Here is an 18,684-nt window from a genome sequence, read left to right on the forward strand (position 1 = left end):
CTTATCTACACTATGTTATGGGCTATTTTAAGGCGGCCTCTGTGACCCGAGACTACTGACTGGAAATTACCCCTTAGTGCAAAGAAATAAAGCATCGGCGAGACCGTACAGGAATTGCAAAGCAAGAAAATATCTCACCGCCTTTCCTGCTAATACATCCGTACCTTATGGCTCTTGGCAACATTGCTTAATTAGAAAAATGCTCCGGGCAGTCAGAATAAAGTTTTTGTTTAATTACCTTATAATCAATGAAAGGAAGAGCACTAGCATTGGAGCCGCACATTACCATTTGGTATGATGGTGTGGAGGGGTATCCTGTAAGCCGGTTGGATGGGGGACCAAACAAGGCTGAGCGTCATGGACGGCTGCGAACCGATACTCGACTCTTCTACTTGGACCAGTGCACCAATTGGGGTGCTGGTGGGTACGCTTGGTTGTACTCCAAACGTGTACAGCAAGCTTTCCGCCGATAAGTTGCTTGGGTACGGCATCATGGGCGTCATTGCCATCACCTTCGACAACAAGGATACAGCTGAACGCTGGCTTCAACTTAGGAACTGATATTACTCTCACCATTGTGCCCAGAGATGGTCAAGGGGTTTGATATTCCCCGCACCAGTGGCGGCCTAAACATTATAACAGCAGAAAGTAAATAATAATGTTCGATAACGCATAATCAGCATTGAATATCAGCCTGCTACCGATATTACGTAGTGACCTTCTCCCTAAAAACCTTACTTTGTAAAGTACAGGAAACGCGCAATTTTGTCGGACCAACACAAAAGGAGTTGCCATATAGTAGTCAGAACTTGAACTGACAGTTTAGAGGTGTTGGACATTCCTAAGACGCCTGGCTCAATCCATTCTTTAACCAACTAGTTAATTTTCCTTAAATCTTATACTATCCTCCAATCAAGAGAAGAAACGTAGAATGATCTATATCAAAATTTCAAATGTTGTCGATGATAAAATTTATCAGCCTTTATCAGGGCTAGATAATATTAATCAAAAAAGGAAGAAAAAATCACCTGTTGATGAGATTCCCTCCCTATTTTGACTAATACCTTTTAGTACTAGTGCTGATATGTTAACTAATCTTAGCAAAGAGAACCCTCTATTTTTTTAATGAGGCCATATCAATAACAAAGCGGTACTTTACATCCCCTTTCAGTAGGCGGTCATAAGCATTATTTATTTCCTGCAAGCTGATCATCTCTATATCTGAAACAATGTTATGCTTGCCACAAAAGTCAAGCATTTCCTGAGTTTCAGCTATTCCTCCGATCATAGATCCAGAGAAGCTTCGGCGGGCAGGAATAAGGCTGAATGCAGCTATCGGTAGCGGCTGTTCAGGCGCCCCTACCAATACCAAAGAACCATCTACCCTTAACAGGTTCAGGTAGGTATTAATATCGTGCTCTGCTGAAACGGCATCCAAAATGAAATGTAGCTTACCGGCATATTGTTGCATCTTATCTGCATCTTTGGATAAAACTACTGCGTCGGCACCCAAACGTTTGGCATCCTCCACCTTAGAGGGAGATGTTGTAAATACAATTACCTCGGCACCCATGGCTTTCGCAATTTTTACGGCCATATGGCCTAAACCACCCAAGCCTATAACTCCTACTTTCTGTCCAGGACCTACATTCCAATGCTTCAGCGGAGAGTAAGTGGTAATGCCGGCGCATAGCAAGGGAGCAACAGCTGCCAGGTCCAAGTTATCCGGAACCCGCAAAACAAATTTTTCATCCACCACAATGCTCTCTGAATAACCACCAAAGGTTTGCGTGTTCAAATGTTTGTCGGGTGAGTTATAGGTCTGGGTCGCGACATTTATGCAATACTGTTCCAGGTCTTCTCTGCAGTACTCGCATTCCTGACAGCTATCTACCATACAACCTACGCCAGCCAGATCGCCTGCTTTAAATTTTGTAACATGTTCGCCTACGCTCACTATTTTGCCCACTATTTCATGGCCTGGTACGCAAGGGTACACAGTGCCATGCCATTCGTTTCTCGCCGTATGCAGGTCAGAGTGGCAAACCCCACAGTATAATATCTCAATTTCTACATCGTTTGGCGTCGGCTTTCTGCGGTTAATGTTTAGCTGTTCTAATGGAGCTTCTGCGGCCTGTGTGCCAAATGCTTTTATATATTTTACTTCCATATCTATTTTTTTGTTTGGTAATGAAAGGGCACCAGAAATTCAATCAGGCATTCCTTTCGTTTCCCTTTATACGAGGTAACATAATTAAGACGTTAAAACCGGTTATTATTAAACACTGGATTATACTCTATTCTATTTTTATTTCTTGTTGGAATAGTCACTTAGCATTTTATCCATTCCACCATATTACCCTGATATGCACTTTAATAGCAAGGTCTGTCATTCTTGTTGTTGGAGTAGCTATGTCTTGCTACAATTACACCTATACGACAGCTATGGCGCCGCATAACCAAATACGTAAGGAACAACAGAAGTTCAGCCATAGTGAACCTATCAAACATCAAATCAATGTGGATATCCTATTCGTACAACGCACCAAGACGAAAGGTCCCATACTTACCGGATTCAGGAGCGGCTGAAGAATAAATTGGCGCAATGTAAACTGAACACTTAGATAAACTTTTATTCTTGTGATGCATTTATTGTGGTATCCACCAATTGGTTGTTTGGGTAATCCCCGGTATCACTTTCTCCCCCATAATTGGTGTCACAATTTCTATATTATTCTGTGAGGCCATATCAGCCACCACGCTAATAGATTCATCCCAGCGGTGTAACGCTAAATCAAAAGTTGAAAAATGAATAGGGAATAAGAGTGCAGCATCAATATCCTGGCAAGCCTGGATTACCTGTTCCGGAAAAAGGTGGGTGTTTGGCCATCCTTTGTTCCAGGCGTCTATCTCCATAAAAGCCAGGTCGAATGGACCGTATTTCCTTCCTATCTCTTTGAAATGTTCGCCATAGCCCGTATCGCCACTCCAATACAGATTCTTCTTTTCTCCTTTGATAACATAGGAGACCCACAACGTTTTATTTCTGTCATTGTAACTTCTTCCAGAATAATGTACAGTTGGGCAGGCGGTTACCCTCAGTGATCCATGGGTTATAGTTTGATCCCAACCAAGCTCTGTAATCTTATTCTTTGGAACACCCCAGCCCTGTAATCTAGCCCCCACGGCTAGTGGTGCTATAAACTGTATGTTTTTGTTGGCCAAAAACTTAATGGTTTCTGCTTCCAGATGGTCATAATGATCATGAGTTATCAAAATTATATCAATAGCTGGAATGTCTTCCCTCCGCAAAGGGGATACGCTCATCCTTCTAGCAATAATAGGCAAGGGACCTGCATTTTTGAATACCGGATCGATTAAAATTCGATATCCGTCAAGCTCAATGATGGCGGTAGAATGTCCTAACCAATAAGCAGCATAAGAAGAAGGTACTTCAGGGAAATCCCTTTTTGTTAATACATGTTTCGGCAACTCAAACTGCGGGGCATTAGGAGATGTTTTGAAGAACCTCCAAAAACCTGCGTTACCTCCGGTTGTTTGTTCAGGATAAGAAACTATCTCTTTAGGGCTTATAAATTCATCTATTACAGATGAATAATAGGAATATTTGGAATACGCCTCATTGCGCTCGTCACCCGAATTTAATTTGCCAATTTGATTATTGATATACCAGCCAGTTCCGCCTAAAGCAAGGAGTATGGCTAAAACTAAAAAGGTTAAACTATATTTCCTTTTGATTTTGGAATTCATAGGCATTATGTGCTACTGAGAAAAGAAGTCGCCCTTAAGGGAATGGTTTTCTTGATGATAATGATGTAAGATTGTGGCCAGGCATTAACCTGCTTTGGGTTCAGGCGCATTCGCAGCTATCAATTTTTCCTTTTTCAGTTCCTGCCAGAAAGCCTTCGGAATAACTGTTTTCATGGATGCCACGTTGGCTGCTGCCTGTTGGGCGCTGCTGGCACCCGGAATAACAGCTGTGACGATGGAGGGAGCCGCACAAAATTGCAGGGCTGCTGTGCGCAAATCTACATTATGCTTTTTGGCAATGGCAGTTAGCTTATTGCGTTTAGCCAGGTGCTTTTCAGGAATATTATTACTGTAGTTGTACCGGTCTTTCCCCGCCAGGAAGCCAGAATTAAGAGGTGCGCCCGATACAATAGACACATTATTTTTCTCACAGGCCGGGAACAGCCGGTTCAGGGCATCTTCGTGCTCAATCAAAGAATATTGGGTCGCAGAAAGCATAATGTCCGGGTCAGCTACTTCGAGCGCCTTTAATATTGGCTCAATCCGGTTTACACCCATTCCCCAGGCTTTGATGATGCCTTCTTCTCGCATGCGCGTCAGTTCAGGCATGGCACCTTTTTGGGCCTGCTCAAAGTATTCTGTCCACTTATCTCCCATGTCACCATTATCAGGCGACAGGTCGTGAATGAATACTATATCGATGCTGGAGAGGCCCAGGCGCTGTAGGCTGTCTTCTACAGACTTGCGCACGCCTGCGGCTGAGTAGTCGTACTTGAACTTAAAATTGAGCTTTCCTTTCCAGATAATATCTGATTTAACCTTAAAGTTTGGGTCTGGCTCAAACACGCGGCCTATTTTCGTTGATAAAAGATAGTCTTCCCTGTTTTTACCGTAAAGGAAAAGCCCCATCCTGCGTTCGCTCAGCCCGTAGCCATAAAAAGGGGAAGTATCAAAATAGCGCACGCCGCCTTTCCAGGCGGCTTCCATCGCATTTTCAATACCTTCGTTGCTGTTAATCTGAAAAGCATTGCCTGCTGCTACCCCTCCAATGCCGAAATTGGAAGGAAGCCTGTAACCTGTGAGGACTTTCTCAGATTCAGAATTGTACGGTAAAGGTATACCACTGCTCCCATACTCAGCACCAAAGGCCGAGGCCAGGGCAGGAGCGAAGGTGGCAGCTGCAGTAGTTAAGGCAGCCTTAGATATGAAATTTCGTCTTGATAGCATCGTAATAAGTTTTCTTGTACGCATATAAAATGTCAGAAATCCTTTTACGGCTATACAGTAAGTGATGGGTACAGCGTTTGTACGTGCTGAGCAGAATCTTTTATTAAAAATGACATTTATTGACTGAAAAGCTTCTCCTCTAGAAAGCTATTACGGAATTTTCCGTGTGGATCGTGCTGGTGGACAAGTTGTTTAAAATCATCAAGCTTTTGTAAACGGCTCTGTAGCACAGCAGGCGCCATGGAAAACAGCTTTCCCCAATGTGGCAGTGGGTTGAAGGGTGCCAGTGCGGCTTCAATTAGGGGGAGTAATCTTTTTACGGCCTCCCATTCCTGTTTCCAGGTAAAATGAAAAGCGATAGATGCTCTTTGGTAAAAAGGACTTATCCACAAATCATCGGCAGCGATAATCCGGATTTCAGACACAAAGAGGTACGGCGACACCTTTTCGTGCAGTTGCTCTATCGCCATCATGGCTTCATAAGCATGCTCTACGGGCACAAAGTACTCCGACTGCAACTCTTTGCCCGCACTAGGTATGAAGCCCATTTTAAAATGGGGCATCCGTTCGTACCAAATACCTGTTACACCCATTTGTTCTGTTGCATGCTCTGCTGATAACTCCTCCAGCGGATGCATATTCTCAGTGGCAGGCTTTGCACCATAAAAGTCAGTAGCGGCACCAGATGAACTTCCTTCTTTCACCTGCTTTATCCAGACCTGATTGATGTTTTTGTTTAGCCAGGTGGTAAAAAGGCTTACGCTATAGCCGCTGGACATTATTGCCAGGAAATCAGCCTTTAGCTCCTGCATGGGCAGGTTGCGGTATACCACCTGTTTCATGTTGAAGGAAGGCTGCAGGTCGAGCGTAAGCTTGGTTACTACGCCCAGTGCGCCAAGATTTACAACGGCACCTTTAAACGCTTCACCGTCTTTTTCTTTAGAAAGGTAAATAATGTCGCCTGCTGCACTTACAAATTCCAAAGCAGAAACTGCACTGGCTAAGCTACTGCTGTTCACACCCGATCCATGAGTAGCAGTGACACAGGCGCCTACTACCGAAATATGGGGCAACGAAGCTAAATTGTGTAGAGCATATCCGTTTTCCTGGAGGTAGGGCGCAAGCTCACCATAGCGCAAGCCACCTTCAATGGTTACGGTATGTGCCAATGTGTTCAGCACTTCGACTTTATTCAGATGCTTCAGCGAGACCTGACTTTCGGTGCTGTCGGCAATGGTGTTAAAGGAGTGACGGGAACCTAAAGCCTTTATTTTGCTGCAGTTCTTCACAACTTCCTGTACCTGGCGCACTGTTGTAGGATAATGCACCTTATTGGTGCTGTAGGTCAGGTTTTCAGCCCAATTCTTGTTTTCCATGTTGAAGTTTTATGTTTTCCGATTACAGGAAGGTGAAGGTAAAAAACTATTGCAACCGTTCATTATGTTTTCTGCTTATGCTTCCTGAAAGGAATATGAGCAGGACCGGGTTTGCCTGCTCTTTTCTATAATTTGTTACGGTTAGCTTACCGAGGCAGGGTTGAATTTATTGGTGTCTGGTTCTTCTACAGATAAGATGAATCCCAGCGCTTTAGCATTATCTGCTACTTGTTTTTCGTCGCGGGCGCCTACCAGCACGCAGGCTACTCCTGGACGGCGGATGGTCCAGTTGAGTACCAGTTGCGCCAGAATAGCGCTGTGTTTTTCGGCAATCGGTTTAATTTCTTCCAGCAGCGTATGCTGAATGTTTTAGTTGGTATAAAAAATGGTTGCCTTCCCCGCAGCGCTTAACCAGCAGCTTAAAGTCAGCCTAAAGGCACCGCCCATATAACTCCTTGCAAGGAAAATCACTTAAAGGTATTGTCATAGAAAAGCATTCCCAAACTCCATGTTGGGGAGGATCTCATACTTCTGAACCAGTTGTTAAAGGATTTACAGTTCTTTGAGTGCCTCAACGGCTACTTTGGCTTTAGACTATTGCTTGATAGGATCTTCTCTTTTTGATAAAATAATAAGTTAATGTTTTACATTTAAACTGCTGTACTGGTTTTTGAGGATCTAGTATTCTCTTTGCTTGATTCTTATTATTAACAATATGTTAAACCAATCTTAATATCTGTTCTTTTACTTTGTGCTCAAAACTTAAAAAGTTATGAGTTTTCCGGAATACACTGATGATATGTTATTGGTCTTGATAAGGGGATCGGATGAAGAAGCATTTACAGAAATGTACCAACGTTATTGGAAGCAGCTTTATTCTAGTGCCCTGAGACGAATAAACAGTGAAGAAGATGCAAAAGACATAATACAGGAACTGTTCATAAAGATTTGGACCAGACGCACCACCATTCCTGAAAATGTGAAAGCTGCAGAGTATCTTTTTACAGCTCTGCGTTATCGTATTATTAATTATATACAGGCTGATCAGGTCAGATTAAAATATGCCAATGCTCAATTAGTAGAGCAAGAAATATCTACTGTTTCATTGGCAGAATCTGGCTTGGCAATACAAGAGTTAGAAACAATCATTCAGGAAGCGTTAGTAGATATGCCTGACCGAATGCAGGAAATATTTCTCCTTAGCTATAGAAAAGGATTTACGCCAAAAGAAATTGCTGCACAACTTTCGCTATCTGTTCAGACCGTGAAAAACTACCTTTCTAACGCACGCATGTTGCTAAAAGGCAAAATAGGCCATCAAAGTTCGGAGCAATACGCTCACATGTTATTACTGGTTGCAGGGGTTGCCATTTCTTAACATAACCTTAACCTAAATCTTAGGTACGCAGGGGTGAGTTAGCTGATATATAGGTAAACACACCTATACATAGTGGACTTAAACCAACAACAAGAGTTATTAAAGAAGTACCTGCAAGGAAGTGCAACCCCTAAGGAAAAAGAGTGGGTTGAGAACTGGTACAATGCCTTTGATGCCTCAGAACCTGCCCCCGCAGAAAGAACCATTATCCCTGCAGACGGAGAGATAATGCATAATGCGATTCTAAAGAATATCAGAAAAGGGAAGGTGCTGCAACTTTGGCAGAGGGTGGCAAGTGTGGCGGCTGTATTGGTCCTTATGCTACTTGGGGCTTACTATCAGTTTAAAAGTAATGAAGCACCACTTTCCTACAGTTACCTTACTTCCGGTAAAGGTCAACATGTAAAAATACTACTGCCAGATAGCTCTTCCCTTTGGTTGAATGAGCATACAAAATTAAGGTATGTCCGCAACGGCTTCGGGATAAACAACCGTGAAATCTGGCTGGAAAGCGGAGAAGCTTATTTTGATATCAAACGCAACGAGCACCTTCCTTTTATTGTGCATTCAGGCCCTTTGGAAACCAAGGTGTTGGGCACTGCCTTCAACATAAAAAGGTCTGCCAACTATCCAGAAATACAAGTGAGTGTTACCAGAGGGAAGGTGCAGGTAAGTTCTTCTGCGGCCTCACTGGCTCTACTGACCAAAGGGAAGCAGATAAGCTATGACACGCTTACGACCAAGCATGAAGTAGGCAATATTAATCCAAACTACGCCACCGCATGGCAGGCACCCGCAGTGAACCTGGAAAGAGCCTCTTTCAAGGAACTGGCCGAAGTATATTACAGCCTCTATAACATCAGGCTTACGACAGGGAGAGACAAAATAAAAAACTACAAATACACACTTACCCTTGATAAGCAATTGTCAGGAGATAAAACTCTTGAAATCATCGCAGCCATTCATCAACTAAAACACAAAAAAGAAAATGGAAAGATAGTCCTGCACTAATAACAAAAAGCAACCGCTGTTACTGGTCCTGATAGCAGTTGTAAAAGATTACTACTGCCATAAGCAGTAGGACTATTCAGTCAAAGATAATTTAACCATTCCATTAACAAAGATATGAAAAGAAGGTTACGGGCGGCCATGAGATTGCCGTCAGCATTACTCATTGCTGCTTTTTTATTTACAGTGTTATCAAGCGCACCAGGATATGCCCATGAGCTTCAAAAAAATGGTAGCATAAACCGGAGTGTTAGTATTTCCTTTCATAAGGAAACCCTGGAGTCAGCCATCCAGAAAATAAAAAAACAAACCGGCGTCTTATTTGCCTACGATCCAGAGACACTCCACCTGGAGAAGTTTTATGCCCCTGTTGTTTCTTTTAAAGATACTCCGCTAAGCCAGGTTCTGGAAAAGCTTCTGTCTCCTAACAAAATTGAATATCACGAAGTGAATAACACCATTGTATTGCAGAAGATGGTGGAACAGGTAAAAGAACAGCCGAAGGCAAAACAGGAAAGAAGAACAACCGGGAAGGTAACGGACGAAAACGGTGAGGCCATTGCAGGAGCAACGGTGGTGCTGAAAGGGACTACCAGAGGAACATCTACCGATATGGATGGCCGTTTCACGTTATCCATTCCTGACGGAGAAGCAACTTTGGTTTTTTCTTATATCGGCTTTGTAACTCAGGAAGTAGCCATTACAAACGGAGAAGAAATCAATATAAAACTGCAGGCAGATAATAATGCATTAAGTGAAGTGGTGGTTGTGGGTTATGGAACACAAAAGAAAATTCATTCAACTGGTTCTATAAGTACATTAGAAATGAGTACTAAAGAGAACCAACCATTTACTGATGTCAGCCAAGCTTTGCACGGAGTGCCAGGGTTATGGGTAAATCAGGCCGGCTCTCAGCCCGGACAAGACGGGGCTTCTATCCGGATAAGAGGCATAGGCACGCTAAACAACAGTGAGCCTCTGGTATTATTAGACGGTATAGAATACCCTATTAGTGAAATAAATCCTAATGATGTAGAAAGTGTTACTGTGCTTAAGGATGCTTCAGCCGCTATTTATGGCTCAAGAGCAGCTAATGGAGTAATCCTGATTACATCAAAAATGGGTAGGGCGGGTGAAAATACTATTGTCTATAGCTCCTCATTTGGTATTCAGAGACCCACCAGACTACCTGATGTTTTAACTGATCCTATTCAATATATGCAAATGAGGAACCAGGCTGTTCTTAATGAAGGCAAGTTGATAGGAGACTATAGCGATGAGCAAATAGAAGAATATCGTAACGGGATGAGAGTAAATCCTATTGTTTATCCTGCCTCAGATTGGTTTGATCTGGTTTTGAACGATGGTTCTATTCAGCAACATAACATTGCAGTTAGAGGGGGTGTTGATAAAACCCAGTATAATATCTCCTTAGGGTACATGGATCAAAAAGGCATCTTCATCGCAAATGACAAGGCCAATCGTTTTTCCCTGGACATGAAACTGAGCACACAGATAACAGACAGGTTGAAAGTAGGAGGAAGTGTTACCGGAAATTTACGTCAGTTTCATGAACCAGGATACGGCGCAAGTACGGTTATGAGTGTTATTATGCGAGGTTTACCCATTTTTACAGACACCTTAGCAAATGGCACATATGGAAATACATGGTTAGCCACACCAGGAAGAAATAATATTGAGAACCCAAGAATGGAAGTGCAGGAGGGCTCTATTTTTCGCCAGAATCAACGTTTCCTGATGAAAGTTTTCACTGAATATAAACTTCCTTTTGATCTGGTCTACAATGCTGATATAGGTTATGATAAACATGATAGGTTCAGCAAGGATTTTATACCCCAAATGTACACTTACAACCCTAAAACGGGAGAAGAAAGAGCATTTAATGGATCAGCACCCCGAGTACGTGATTGGAGCTCAAACCACCTCAACTTAACGTTATACCATACCTTAAATTGGAACCGCCAATTTGGAGGGGAACACAACTTTGCAGCCATGGTTGGCTCCAGTTATGTAGGTTTTGATAATAGAAGCTTTGATGCTTATACGGAGGGTTTCTTTGATAACCAGCTAACTGATTTAAATGCAGGGTCAACGAATCAAGTTGTCAGAGGGTCATCTTCTAAAGATAGATTACTTTCTTACTTTGGCCGTGTGAACTATGCCTTCAGAGATAAATATCTGTTGGAAGTAACATCAAGATATGATGGCTCTTCTCGTTTTGCCCCGGCTAACAGATGGAGTTACTTTCCTGCCATATCAGCAGGATGGAACATTCACCAAGAAAATTTTCTGCAAAGTGTACACCAGATAACCCAATTGAAGCTAAGAACATCATGGGGTAAGATGGGCAACCAGTCAGTTCCTTTGTATAGTTATTTAAGCACAGTTAACACAGGATCGCCTTATCAATATGCCTTCGGAAATACCATTCAACCCGGAGCCGCAATTACTAATTATAATGATCCTACTATTTCATGGGAGACGACTACCTCTTACAATGCGGGACTGGATGTACTATTATGGCAGGGAAAATTTGGGGTGACAGCAGATGTTTTTAAGCGGAGGACATCCGGTATTTTAAGACCAGTTGGTATTCCTGCCCAAATAGGAAATCTGGGAGGGCCGCAAAAGAATATTGGAGTGGTTGATAATACTGGGTATGAATTAACACTAACCCATAGTAACACCATCGGCAAATTCAGCTATGACGTTATGGCTAGTGTTAACTATGTCAAAAACGAAGTAGTTGATTTGAACGGGGAGACGATAATTAGTGGCCGCCGCATCATAAAAGAAGGGTATCCTATAGATTCATATTATCTCTTACAGGCAGACGGTTTTTACCAAGATCAGGAAGAAATAGATTATGGTGCTACAGTAAGCAATGCTGTTAAATCAGGTTACATCAAATATCGCGATATAAACCGCGATGGAAAGATTGATGGGGACGATAGGGTTATTACAGGTAAATCTATGCCTGACTATACGTTTAGCTTTGGCATAAACTTAAATTATAACAGATTTAGTTTAAATTCTTTTTTTCAGGGAGTAAGTGGTATTAGTATTTATCCTACAGCTAATCTTGCTTTTCCATTTAATAATGGAGCTGGCATCACGCGCGATTGGATTGGCAACACTTGGACACCAGAAACTCCAAACGCCAAGTATCCTCTGTTAACCACTGCTACAGGAGCTACCGAAAATTTTCAAAATTCCACCTTTTGGTTAAGAGATGCCTCTTACCTGCGTCTGCAGAATATTCAATTAAGCTACTCCTTACCAGAGCATCTGTTATCAAAAGTCAAAATCAAAAAAATGACATTATTTATTAATGGACAAAACCTGATTACCTGGACTGACTTTAAGTTGTGGGATCCTGAGCAAGATATCAAAACAGATAACCTTTATGATTATCCTATGATGAAGACGCTTAGTACAGGTTTGAATGTAACGTTTTAATCAACTTCTATTGAAAACATGAAAAGATTTTTCTATACAGTCTTAGTGGCGATAACCTTGGCTTCTTGTAATGATTTACTCGATACCGAACCTACAGACCGCTACACAATTGAAAATTTTTGGGTTTCTGAGAAGGGCACCGTTGGGGCACTTACAGCCTGCTACAACAGCCTGACCAAAACCGGCACATTTGGTGGAACAGCCACTGTGTTGTGGGAAGAAACTGCCACCCCAAACGCATATAACTACGATAACTCTGCCGGTTTCAATGTTATTGCGCTGGGTACCCATACTTCAGCAACTAACTCCGCTATTATCAATGCCAGATGGAATGATGCTTATGGTGGCATTGGGCGGTGTAATACTTTTATCGCTAGAGTAGATAATTCTCCCCTGGATGATAACCTGAAAAGTAGGATGAAAGCGGAGGCGAAGTTTCTTCGGGCACTGTATTACAACCTCCTTACCACCTACTATGGGGCAGTGCCATTGATATTAGAAGAGCCTGACATTTCTCAAGCAAATTTACCACGTGCACCCAGAGAAGAAGTAGTACAGCAGATATTGAAGGATTTGGATGAGGCGGCAGAAGAGCTGCCGACAAGATATACCGCTGCTACAGATATTGGTCGTGCCACAAAAGGTGCTGCATTAGCGCTAAAAGCCAGAGTTCTGTTATTTGAGGCAAGTCCGCTTGTTAACACAGGAGGTAACGCGGAGAAGTGGGCTCAAGCAGCAAGTGCTGCCAAAATAGTAATGGATTTGCAAGGTGCAGGTTACGCACTATTTCCAGATTACCGCGCCTTGTTCCTTCAGGCGAATGAAAACAGCAGCGAATCAATATTTGATGTGCAATTTAAAGCACCTCAGTATGGAACTGGTTTTGATGTAGTATTAAGACAATATAATACCGTGGCCCCTTTGCGGAATCTTGTTGATGCTTATTGGATGAAAGACGGAAAGACTAAGGAAGAGTCTGATCTCTACAACCCTGCAGATCCTTATGTCAATCGTGACCCTAGAATGGAGCAGACAATTGTTTATCCGGGTGCAGTTTTCAGAGGAGCAACAATTAGTCCTAACACCTATGTTAATACTGGATACACACAAAAGAAGTACAGCATATATGATAGGGAAACCAACAATGTTTTGCCGTCAGTGTCAGAGATCAATTATATGGTTCTCCGATATGCAGATGTATTGTTAATGTACGCTGAGGCTCAAAATGAAGCGTTGGGTACCCCCGATCAAAGCGTTTATGATGCCATACATGCTGTCCGCAGAAGAGCCGGGCTAACCCCTTGGGAGTTGCCGTCAGGGCTCAGCAAATCAGAAATGAGGAATATCATAAGAAGAGAACGCCGCATAGAGTTAGCAGGCGAAGGTTTCTACTATACAGACATCCGCCGCTGGAGAACCGCAGAGACCGTGATGAATGGTCCAATTTACAATCATGCTGGCAACCCTATATTGGCAAGATCTTTCAACTCACAGCGCGATTATTGGTGGCCTATCCCGGACCGACAGCTTGAGTTAAACCCTGCCCTGGAGCAAAATCCTAATTATTAATTCATCTTTCATCAGCATGGTTATTTATGCTTTGCTTTAATAGGAATTACTTAACAGAGATGAAAAGGCTGATACTTTTAGTTGCCTTGCCAATAATCTTCTTCAGTTGTGAAAAAGACGAAATAAGGCAACCGATTCTACCTGAAGAACCTGAATCGCCAGCAGAACTGATAGGTGTAGAAGACTGTAAGAAATGTATTGTGCTGGCAGAGCAATTAAAGAACAGAGTTGCGATAGTAGATCTGGATTCTAAGAACATTATCTGGGAGTGGAAAGCAGTTGAGTCCAATGTTCTGACGCCTCACTTATCATGGTTTAACTTGCCAGATGAAGCAAAACCTGTATACGGAGGTAAGTATATTTTACTTACAGCTTCAGGTGGTGGTGTAGCATTGGTCCGTGTAAAAGACAAGAAAACTTTGTTTTACGCTAATGTAGGCGGGAATCCCCATTCCGCAGAATTGCTTCCCGATGGAAATATTGTAACGTCTTCAAGTACTGGCAATAAACTGACCTTGTTAAAGGTCGATACTCTTACTTATCCTGATCAAGGATACAAAAGGACAATGTTTATTGAAGACGGGCATAATGTGGTATGGGATAGGCAGCGGCAGCAATTATGGGCTACTTCTAACTCTACGCTCAAAGCTTTTTCCTATAACAATAATTGCAGCCAGCCAGGTTTAACAGAAGTAACGTCAATTCCTGTGCCGGGGCCGGGAACTCACCCGCACGATCTTTTTCCAGTGTATGGTGAAGATGCCCTATGGATGTCTACCACCACCAACGTCTATAAATTTAATATTCCGGAAGAAAGTTTTTCATTGCACTCTACAGCTTTACAAAGAGCCATCAAAAGCATTTCTTCGGGCCCTCCAGGCTGGCCTATCCTTCATATGCAGCCAAAGGTTCAGTATTGGTCTGATGAGGTAAAAGATGAAAATGGACACCGGATATTTCAGCAGAACGACCTAAAGATTTATAAAGCTCGGTGGCTAGTGGCAAATAATTTTAGCTATCCGGAAAATCATATGTTCCAGCAATGCGATTGAATGGATCAATAACTGTCGCATTGAAAGTTTAACATTTTCAACAGAATAAAAATTTACAAAAATGATAGCCTTAAAACAGAAAATGAAAGCTGTACTTACTCTTTTTGTACTAGCAGTGCTTACCCTGTCTTGCAATGAGACTTCAGATTTATGGGAAGACGATGCCTTGGAAACATCTGCTGACTTGGAGGTCATGCTCAAAGGGAAAGAAAATCATGATGTACTAACTGATGTAAGAGTGAATGTTTTTGCTAAGCCCAAAGGAAGCAGTGACTTTGCCTTAATATACTCTGGAACCACAGATGAAAAAGGGAGATTTGAGGTAAAAGATTTGCAGGTCCCTAATATAGTCAGACTGGAAATGGCTGATACAAAGTATCCTTCCGGTGATCCGGTGATTGCCAAAATATTAGGACAAAAATCAGCCTCCATGGAGTTGCAGGTTAATACATTGTGGCATCCTCAGTCTATTATGGATCGTACGGGTTGGGAGGTATTAGATTTTAGCAGTATGCATGTAACTTCAAATACAACTGCAAACCTTCCAGGAAATGTACTGTTAGACAATACTTCAATATGGCATACTAATTACGCCGGAGGAGCCACTCCATATCCTCATTGGTTGGTAATAGATATGAAAGAAGTGAAACCTATGCATGGCTTTGCATTAAAGCAGCGTGCATCTAATAACGGGCCAATTAAAGGAATTGAGTTTTATGTGAGCGATGATAATCAGAGTTGGCAAAAGGTGGTTACAACGGAGATACCTCTTACTAACCCAGGAGAATGGCACACTATTAAGCTTCAGGAGCCTACCCGAGGCAGGTACATAAAGTTTGTGGCAACAACTCCACATATTCCTACAGCGCAATTTATTAATCTGGAGCAGCTTGGTGTTTATTAGTATGTTATATCCTAAATATATGCGTGTAACACTTCAAGCATGGGTTTTTGTACTATGCTTGTTTAGCCTGAAAGGGGGTGCACAGAACACCAGACCTATGGAATATTTGGTTTGTGGTGACAGTAAAGTTCTGATTGTTAATCATAGCTTAACGAAAGACAGTATCCCAATGATCATATGGAGTTGGGATGCACATGACGCTGCAGACCTTCCCGATGACTACCGACAGAAATTTTTTGAGACGATAGATGATTGTAAAGCTTACCAAAAAGGAAATATAATTCTCATTTCCTCCTCATCCGGTGGGTTTGCAATGATAAATAAGGTTGACAAAAAAGTTCTCTACTATGGTTTTGTTCCCAATGCCCATTCTATAGAAATGCTACCTGGGAACATCATTGCTGTTGCGGGCTCAACCGCTAAAAATGGAAACTGTGTAGAACTTTACAAACTAGACCAACCTGGTAAAGCGGTTTATAGAGATAGCCTGTACTCAGGACATGGGGTTGTATGGCATGACAAACAAAAGAAATTATATGCTCTTGGCTATAATGAACTCCGGCAGTATAGTCTTAAAAACGGGAAATCAGGTACTTCTTTAAAGTTAAATAAATCATGGAAACTGCCCAATACCGGAGGGCATGACCTGCAACTGGTTCCTTCTGAAGACAAGCTGCTTTTAACTGACACACGTACGGTTTGGGAGTTTGATCTAAATAGTTTCAACTTTTCTGAATTCTCTCCTTTAAAGGGAATGAAAAATGTTAAAAGTATTGGGAAACATCCTGTAAGCAAGCAACTTATTTATACAAAGGCAGAGGAAAGCTGGTGGGCCTATCATGTAAATTTCATTGATCCTAACCAGAGAACTGTTTTTCCTGAAATGCATGTCTATAAGGCAAGGTGGATTTCTTATGAATAAACTTAACCCAGTAGTTATACCCTAAATTTCAAGTAATGAAGAGAAGAGATTTCTTTAAAAATACCACCCTTGCTACAGCAGGAGTGACCTTGCTCCCCGCTTTTGGATTTACAGATTCTATCGATAAAAGAGCAGGCAAGACTGCTAAGAATATTATTTTCTTGGTTAGTGATGGTATGAGTACAGGAACTTTAAACATGGCTGACCTTCTTCTACAGCGGAAAGAGGGGAGAAAAAGCCATTGGGTTTCATTATATGAGGAGAATAGGGCAATGCGTGCCTTAATGGATACTGCTTCAGCCAACTCCCTTGTAACAGATTCTGGGGCTGCTAGTTCTTCTTGGGGAGGAGGAGTGCGTGTAAATAATGGATCAATAAACGTTAATCCAGATGGCTCAAGTAATAAGCCAATCCTTCAGAAATTTAAAGCTGCAGGAAAAGCAGTTGGTTGTGTTACTACAGTTCCTATAACACATGCCACTCCGGCAGGCTTTTGCATTGCCAGCAAAACCAGAGATGACCAGGAGGGGATTGCCCGGCAGTATCTTTCCTTGCGGTTGGATTTAATGATGGGGGGAGGGACAGAATTTTTTACTGCCGAGAAGAGAAAGGACAAAGCTGATTTATTTCAGGAGTATTCGCTGCAAGGCTACAACGTTATAAGAAACCGGAAAGAATTGATGAACTTGTCAACTTCTGCCGGAACTCCTGTTTTAGGCGTTTTCCATGAGAATGCCGTTCCTTATTCACTAGATAGGGAACAGGATAAGCAGCTAAAGGAACAAGTGCCTACCCTTGCTGATATGACCAGCCAAGCTATCAAACATCTGAAAAACAACAAAAAAGGTTTTGTATTGCAGGTAGAGGGAGGAAAGGTAGATTGGGCAGCCCATGCGAATGATATAAGCGGGTTGTTATATGACCAGATTGCTTTTGACGATGCCGTTGGAGTAGCCTTAGAGTTTGCTGAAAAAGACAAAGAGACACTGGTTATTATTACCACAGATCATGGGAATGCTAACCCTGGATTATACTCAGATGAAAAAGCAGACGAGAACTTTGATAAGATACAGAAATTCAGACATACGAATGATTGGATACTAACTGGCATAAGCAGAGATTTTAGTCCCAGACAAGTAGTAGAAAGGGTAGAGGCGGCGCAAAGTTTTGCGATAACCATTGATGAGGCTCAAATTCTTTTAAAACACATAAAGGCACTTGATGAATCAGGTATTTATAATCCTAAGAAGTTGCCGTTTAGTCAATTAGCTCAAATTCAATATAATTATACTTCTGTTGGATGGGGTTCAATACATCATTCTGCTGATTATGTGGAGCTTGCTATGGTTGGGCCGGGCAGTGAACTATTAAAACCCTTTGTTAAAAATATAGAACTTCATAACATAATGCTGAAGGCGTGTGGAGTAATTGCTTAGTGTAACACTTTGTTAACCTTAATTCTCCAGGAAAAGGTTTGGTTCTGGGTGGTGAGACAAGCTTAATAATTTGAGTATAATCTAACCATTTCAAGCCATACATTCTCAAAATGCTCCATTCCTGGTCCTCTGCTAAGTTAATTTCTCGCTACCTTATAGTCTGTGGCTTGTTTTTAATATAAGTTTATTTAGTGCTAAATGAAGAGTTAAGTAGATATTTAAAGGCTTTTTCGACAGCCGATAGGTTATTTTAAAATAAACAAGGGTGAAGTGCACGCCTATTAAGAGTGGTTACCTAATAGGAGGTGCGGTAGCTTTTTTGTAAGTTTTAATTATTATTGCTGTAGAACTATAAGTGCAGCTCCTGCAAATTTTGCTAGGCATAGCCCTCTCAAATGTATGATTTTGAGAGGGCTGTGCCTGACAAATTCCTATTACAATAAAGTGTATTCTGATTAATTGTTATTGATTTTCCTAAAGGAGGTTCGCAGGTTGTGTAAACCACAAGCGACCATCATAATTCTGTCACGGGCATTCTGTACGCGTAGCCTTATTTTCTCT

14 protein-coding genes are annotated in these 18,684 nt (G+C 41.9%); 8 read left to right on the plus strand and 6 right to left on the minus strand.

The features are described 5' to 3' along the window. Window positions 1-263: 263 nt before the first annotated feature. The 6 genes from ACMA1I_RS09250 to ACMA1I_RS09275 form a co-directional block, all read right to left on the minus strand. On the minus strand, window positions 264-494 hold the full coding sequence (locus ACMA1I_RS09250) for a hypothetical protein (protein ID WP_337068030.1): 231 nt from the start codon (window positions 492-494) through the stop codon (window positions 264-266). A 620-nt stretch (window positions 495-1,114) separates the two neighbouring features. Then, on the minus strand, window positions 1,115-2,170 hold the full coding sequence (locus ACMA1I_RS09255) for an NAD(P)-dependent alcohol dehydrogenase (protein WP_337068032.1): 1,056 nt from the start codon (window positions 2,168-2,170) through the stop codon (window positions 1,115-1,117). 479 nt (window positions 2,171-2,649) lie between these two features. After that, a complete protein-coding gene (locus ACMA1I_RS09260) occupies window positions 2,650-3,771 on the minus strand; it encodes an MBL fold metallo-hydrolase (protein ID WP_337068033.1) in 1,122 nt (373 codons plus the stop codon). Window positions 3,772-3,855: 84 nt separating this feature from the next. Then, window positions 3,856-4,998, minus strand: a complete 1,143-nt coding sequence (locus ACMA1I_RS09265; protein WP_337068034.1) for an aldo/keto reductase — start codon at window positions 4,996-4,998, stop codon at window positions 3,856-3,858. 116 nt (window positions 4,999-5,114) lie between these two features. After that, on the minus strand, window positions 5,115-6,374 hold the full coding sequence (locus tag ACMA1I_RS09270) for an FAD-binding protein (protein ID WP_337068035.1): 1,260 nt from the start codon (window positions 6,372-6,374) through the stop codon (window positions 5,115-5,117). 141 nt (window positions 6,375-6,515) lie between these two features. Then, window positions 6,516-6,740 (minus strand): aldo/keto reductase, encoded by a 225-nt coding sequence (locus ACMA1I_RS09275; protein ID WP_414703890.1) that lies wholly within the window; start codon window positions 6,738-6,740, stop codon window positions 6,516-6,518. 406 nt (window positions 6,741-7,146) lie between these two features. Here ACMA1I_RS09275 and ACMA1I_RS09280 point away from each other — a divergent pair, with 406 nt between their 5' ends. From ACMA1I_RS09280 to ACMA1I_RS09315, 8 genes are all read left to right on the plus strand, one after another. Then, window positions 7,147-7,752, plus strand: a complete 606-nt coding sequence (locus ACMA1I_RS09280) for an RNA polymerase sigma-70 factor (RefSeq protein ID WP_337068036.1) — start codon at window positions 7,147-7,149, stop codon at window positions 7,750-7,752. A gap of 72 nt (window positions 7,753-7,824) precedes the next feature. After that, on the plus strand, window positions 7,825-8,763 hold the full coding sequence (locus tag ACMA1I_RS09285) for a FecR family protein (RefSeq protein WP_337068037.1): 939 nt from the start codon (window positions 7,825-7,827) through the stop codon (window positions 8,761-8,763). A 114-nt stretch (window positions 8,764-8,877) separates the two neighbouring features. After that, window positions 8,878-12,240, plus strand: coding sequence for a SusC/RagA family TonB-linked outer membrane protein (locus ACMA1I_RS09290; protein ID WP_337068038.1), 3,363 nt, complete (start codon window positions 8,878-8,880; stop codon window positions 12,238-12,240). Between the two features lie 18 nt (window positions 12,241-12,258). After that, window positions 12,259-13,809 (plus strand): RagB/SusD family nutrient uptake outer membrane protein, encoded by a 1,551-nt coding sequence (locus ACMA1I_RS09295; RefSeq protein WP_337068039.1) that lies wholly within the window; start codon window positions 12,259-12,261, stop codon window positions 13,807-13,809. A gap of 59 nt (window positions 13,810-13,868) precedes the next feature. Beyond that, window positions 13,869-14,861 carry a DUF6528 family protein gene (locus tag ACMA1I_RS09300; protein WP_337068040.1) on the plus strand — a complete coding sequence of 331 codons (993 nt, stop codon included), beginning with the start codon at window positions 13,869-13,871 and terminating at the stop codon, window positions 14,859-14,861. A 61-nt stretch (window positions 14,862-14,922) separates the two neighbouring features. Next, window positions 14,923-15,765: a discoidin domain-containing protein gene (locus tag ACMA1I_RS09305; protein ID WP_337068041.1), complete on the plus strand. Its 843-nt coding sequence runs from the start codon at window positions 14,923-14,925 to the stop codon at window positions 15,763-15,765. Between the two features lie 97 nt (window positions 15,766-15,862). Further along, window positions 15,863-16,687 (plus strand): DUF6528 family protein, encoded by an 825-nt coding sequence (locus ACMA1I_RS09310; RefSeq protein WP_337068042.1) that lies wholly within the window; start codon window positions 15,863-15,865, stop codon window positions 16,685-16,687. A gap of 35 nt (window positions 16,688-16,722) precedes the next feature. Continuing rightward, a complete protein-coding gene (locus tag ACMA1I_RS09315; RefSeq protein WP_337068043.1) occupies window positions 16,723-18,123 on the plus strand; it encodes an alkaline phosphatase in 1,401 nt (466 codons plus the stop codon). The last annotated feature ends 561 nt before the right edge of the window (window positions 18,124-18,684 follow it).

The organism is Pontibacter sp. 13R65, from assembly GCF_047525655.1.
In the GTDB taxonomy this organism is placed as follows: domain Bacteria; phylum Bacteroidota; class Bacteroidia; order Cytophagales; family Hymenobacteraceae; genus Pontibacter.

Excerpts from the sequence above, each read along its gene's own strand:
- ACMA1I_RS09300 (WP_337068040.1), top strand. The coding sequence starts at position 13,869 with ATGAAAAGGCTGATACTTTTAGTTGCCTTGCCAATAATCTTCTTCAGT.
- ACMA1I_RS09295 (WP_337068039.1), top strand. The coding sequence starts at position 12,259 with ATGAAAAGATTTTTCTATACAGTCTTAGTGGCGATAACCTTGGCTTCT.
- ACMA1I_RS09270 (WP_337068035.1), bottom strand. The coding sequence starts at position 6,374 with ATGGAAAACAAGAATTGGGCTGAAAACCTGACCTACAGCACCAATAAG.
- ACMA1I_RS09305 (WP_337068041.1), top strand. The coding sequence starts at position 14,923 with ATGATAGCCTTAAAACAGAAAATGAAAGCTGTACTTACTCTTTTTGTA.
- ACMA1I_RS09310 (WP_337068042.1), top strand. The coding sequence starts at position 15,863 with ATGGAATATTTGGTTTGTGGTGACAGTAAAGTTCTGATTGTTAATCAT.
- ACMA1I_RS09255 (WP_337068032.1), bottom strand. The coding sequence starts at position 2,170 with ATGGAAGTAAAATATATAAAAGCATTTGGCACACAGGCCGCAGAAGCT.
- ACMA1I_RS09250 (WP_337068030.1), bottom strand. The coding sequence starts at position 494 with ATGATGCCGTACCCAAGCAACTTATCGGCGGAAAGCTTGCTGTACACG.
- ACMA1I_RS09265 (WP_337068034.1), bottom strand. The coding sequence starts at position 4,998 with ATGCTATCAAGACGAAATTTCATATCTAAGGCTGCCTTAACTACTGCA.
- ACMA1I_RS09280 (WP_337068036.1), top strand. The coding sequence starts at position 7,147 with ATGAGTTTTCCGGAATACACTGATGATATGTTATTGGTCTTGATAAGG.
- ACMA1I_RS09290 (WP_337068038.1), top strand. The coding sequence starts at position 8,878 with ATGAAAAGAAGGTTACGGGCGGCCATGAGATTGCCGTCAGCATTACTC.
- ACMA1I_RS09315 (WP_337068043.1), top strand. The coding sequence starts at position 16,723 with ATGAAGAGAAGAGATTTCTTTAAAAATACCACCCTTGCTACAGCAGGA.
- ACMA1I_RS09260 (WP_337068033.1), bottom strand. The coding sequence starts at position 3,771 with ATGAATTCCAAAATCAAAAGGAAATATAGTTTAACCTTTTTAGTTTTA.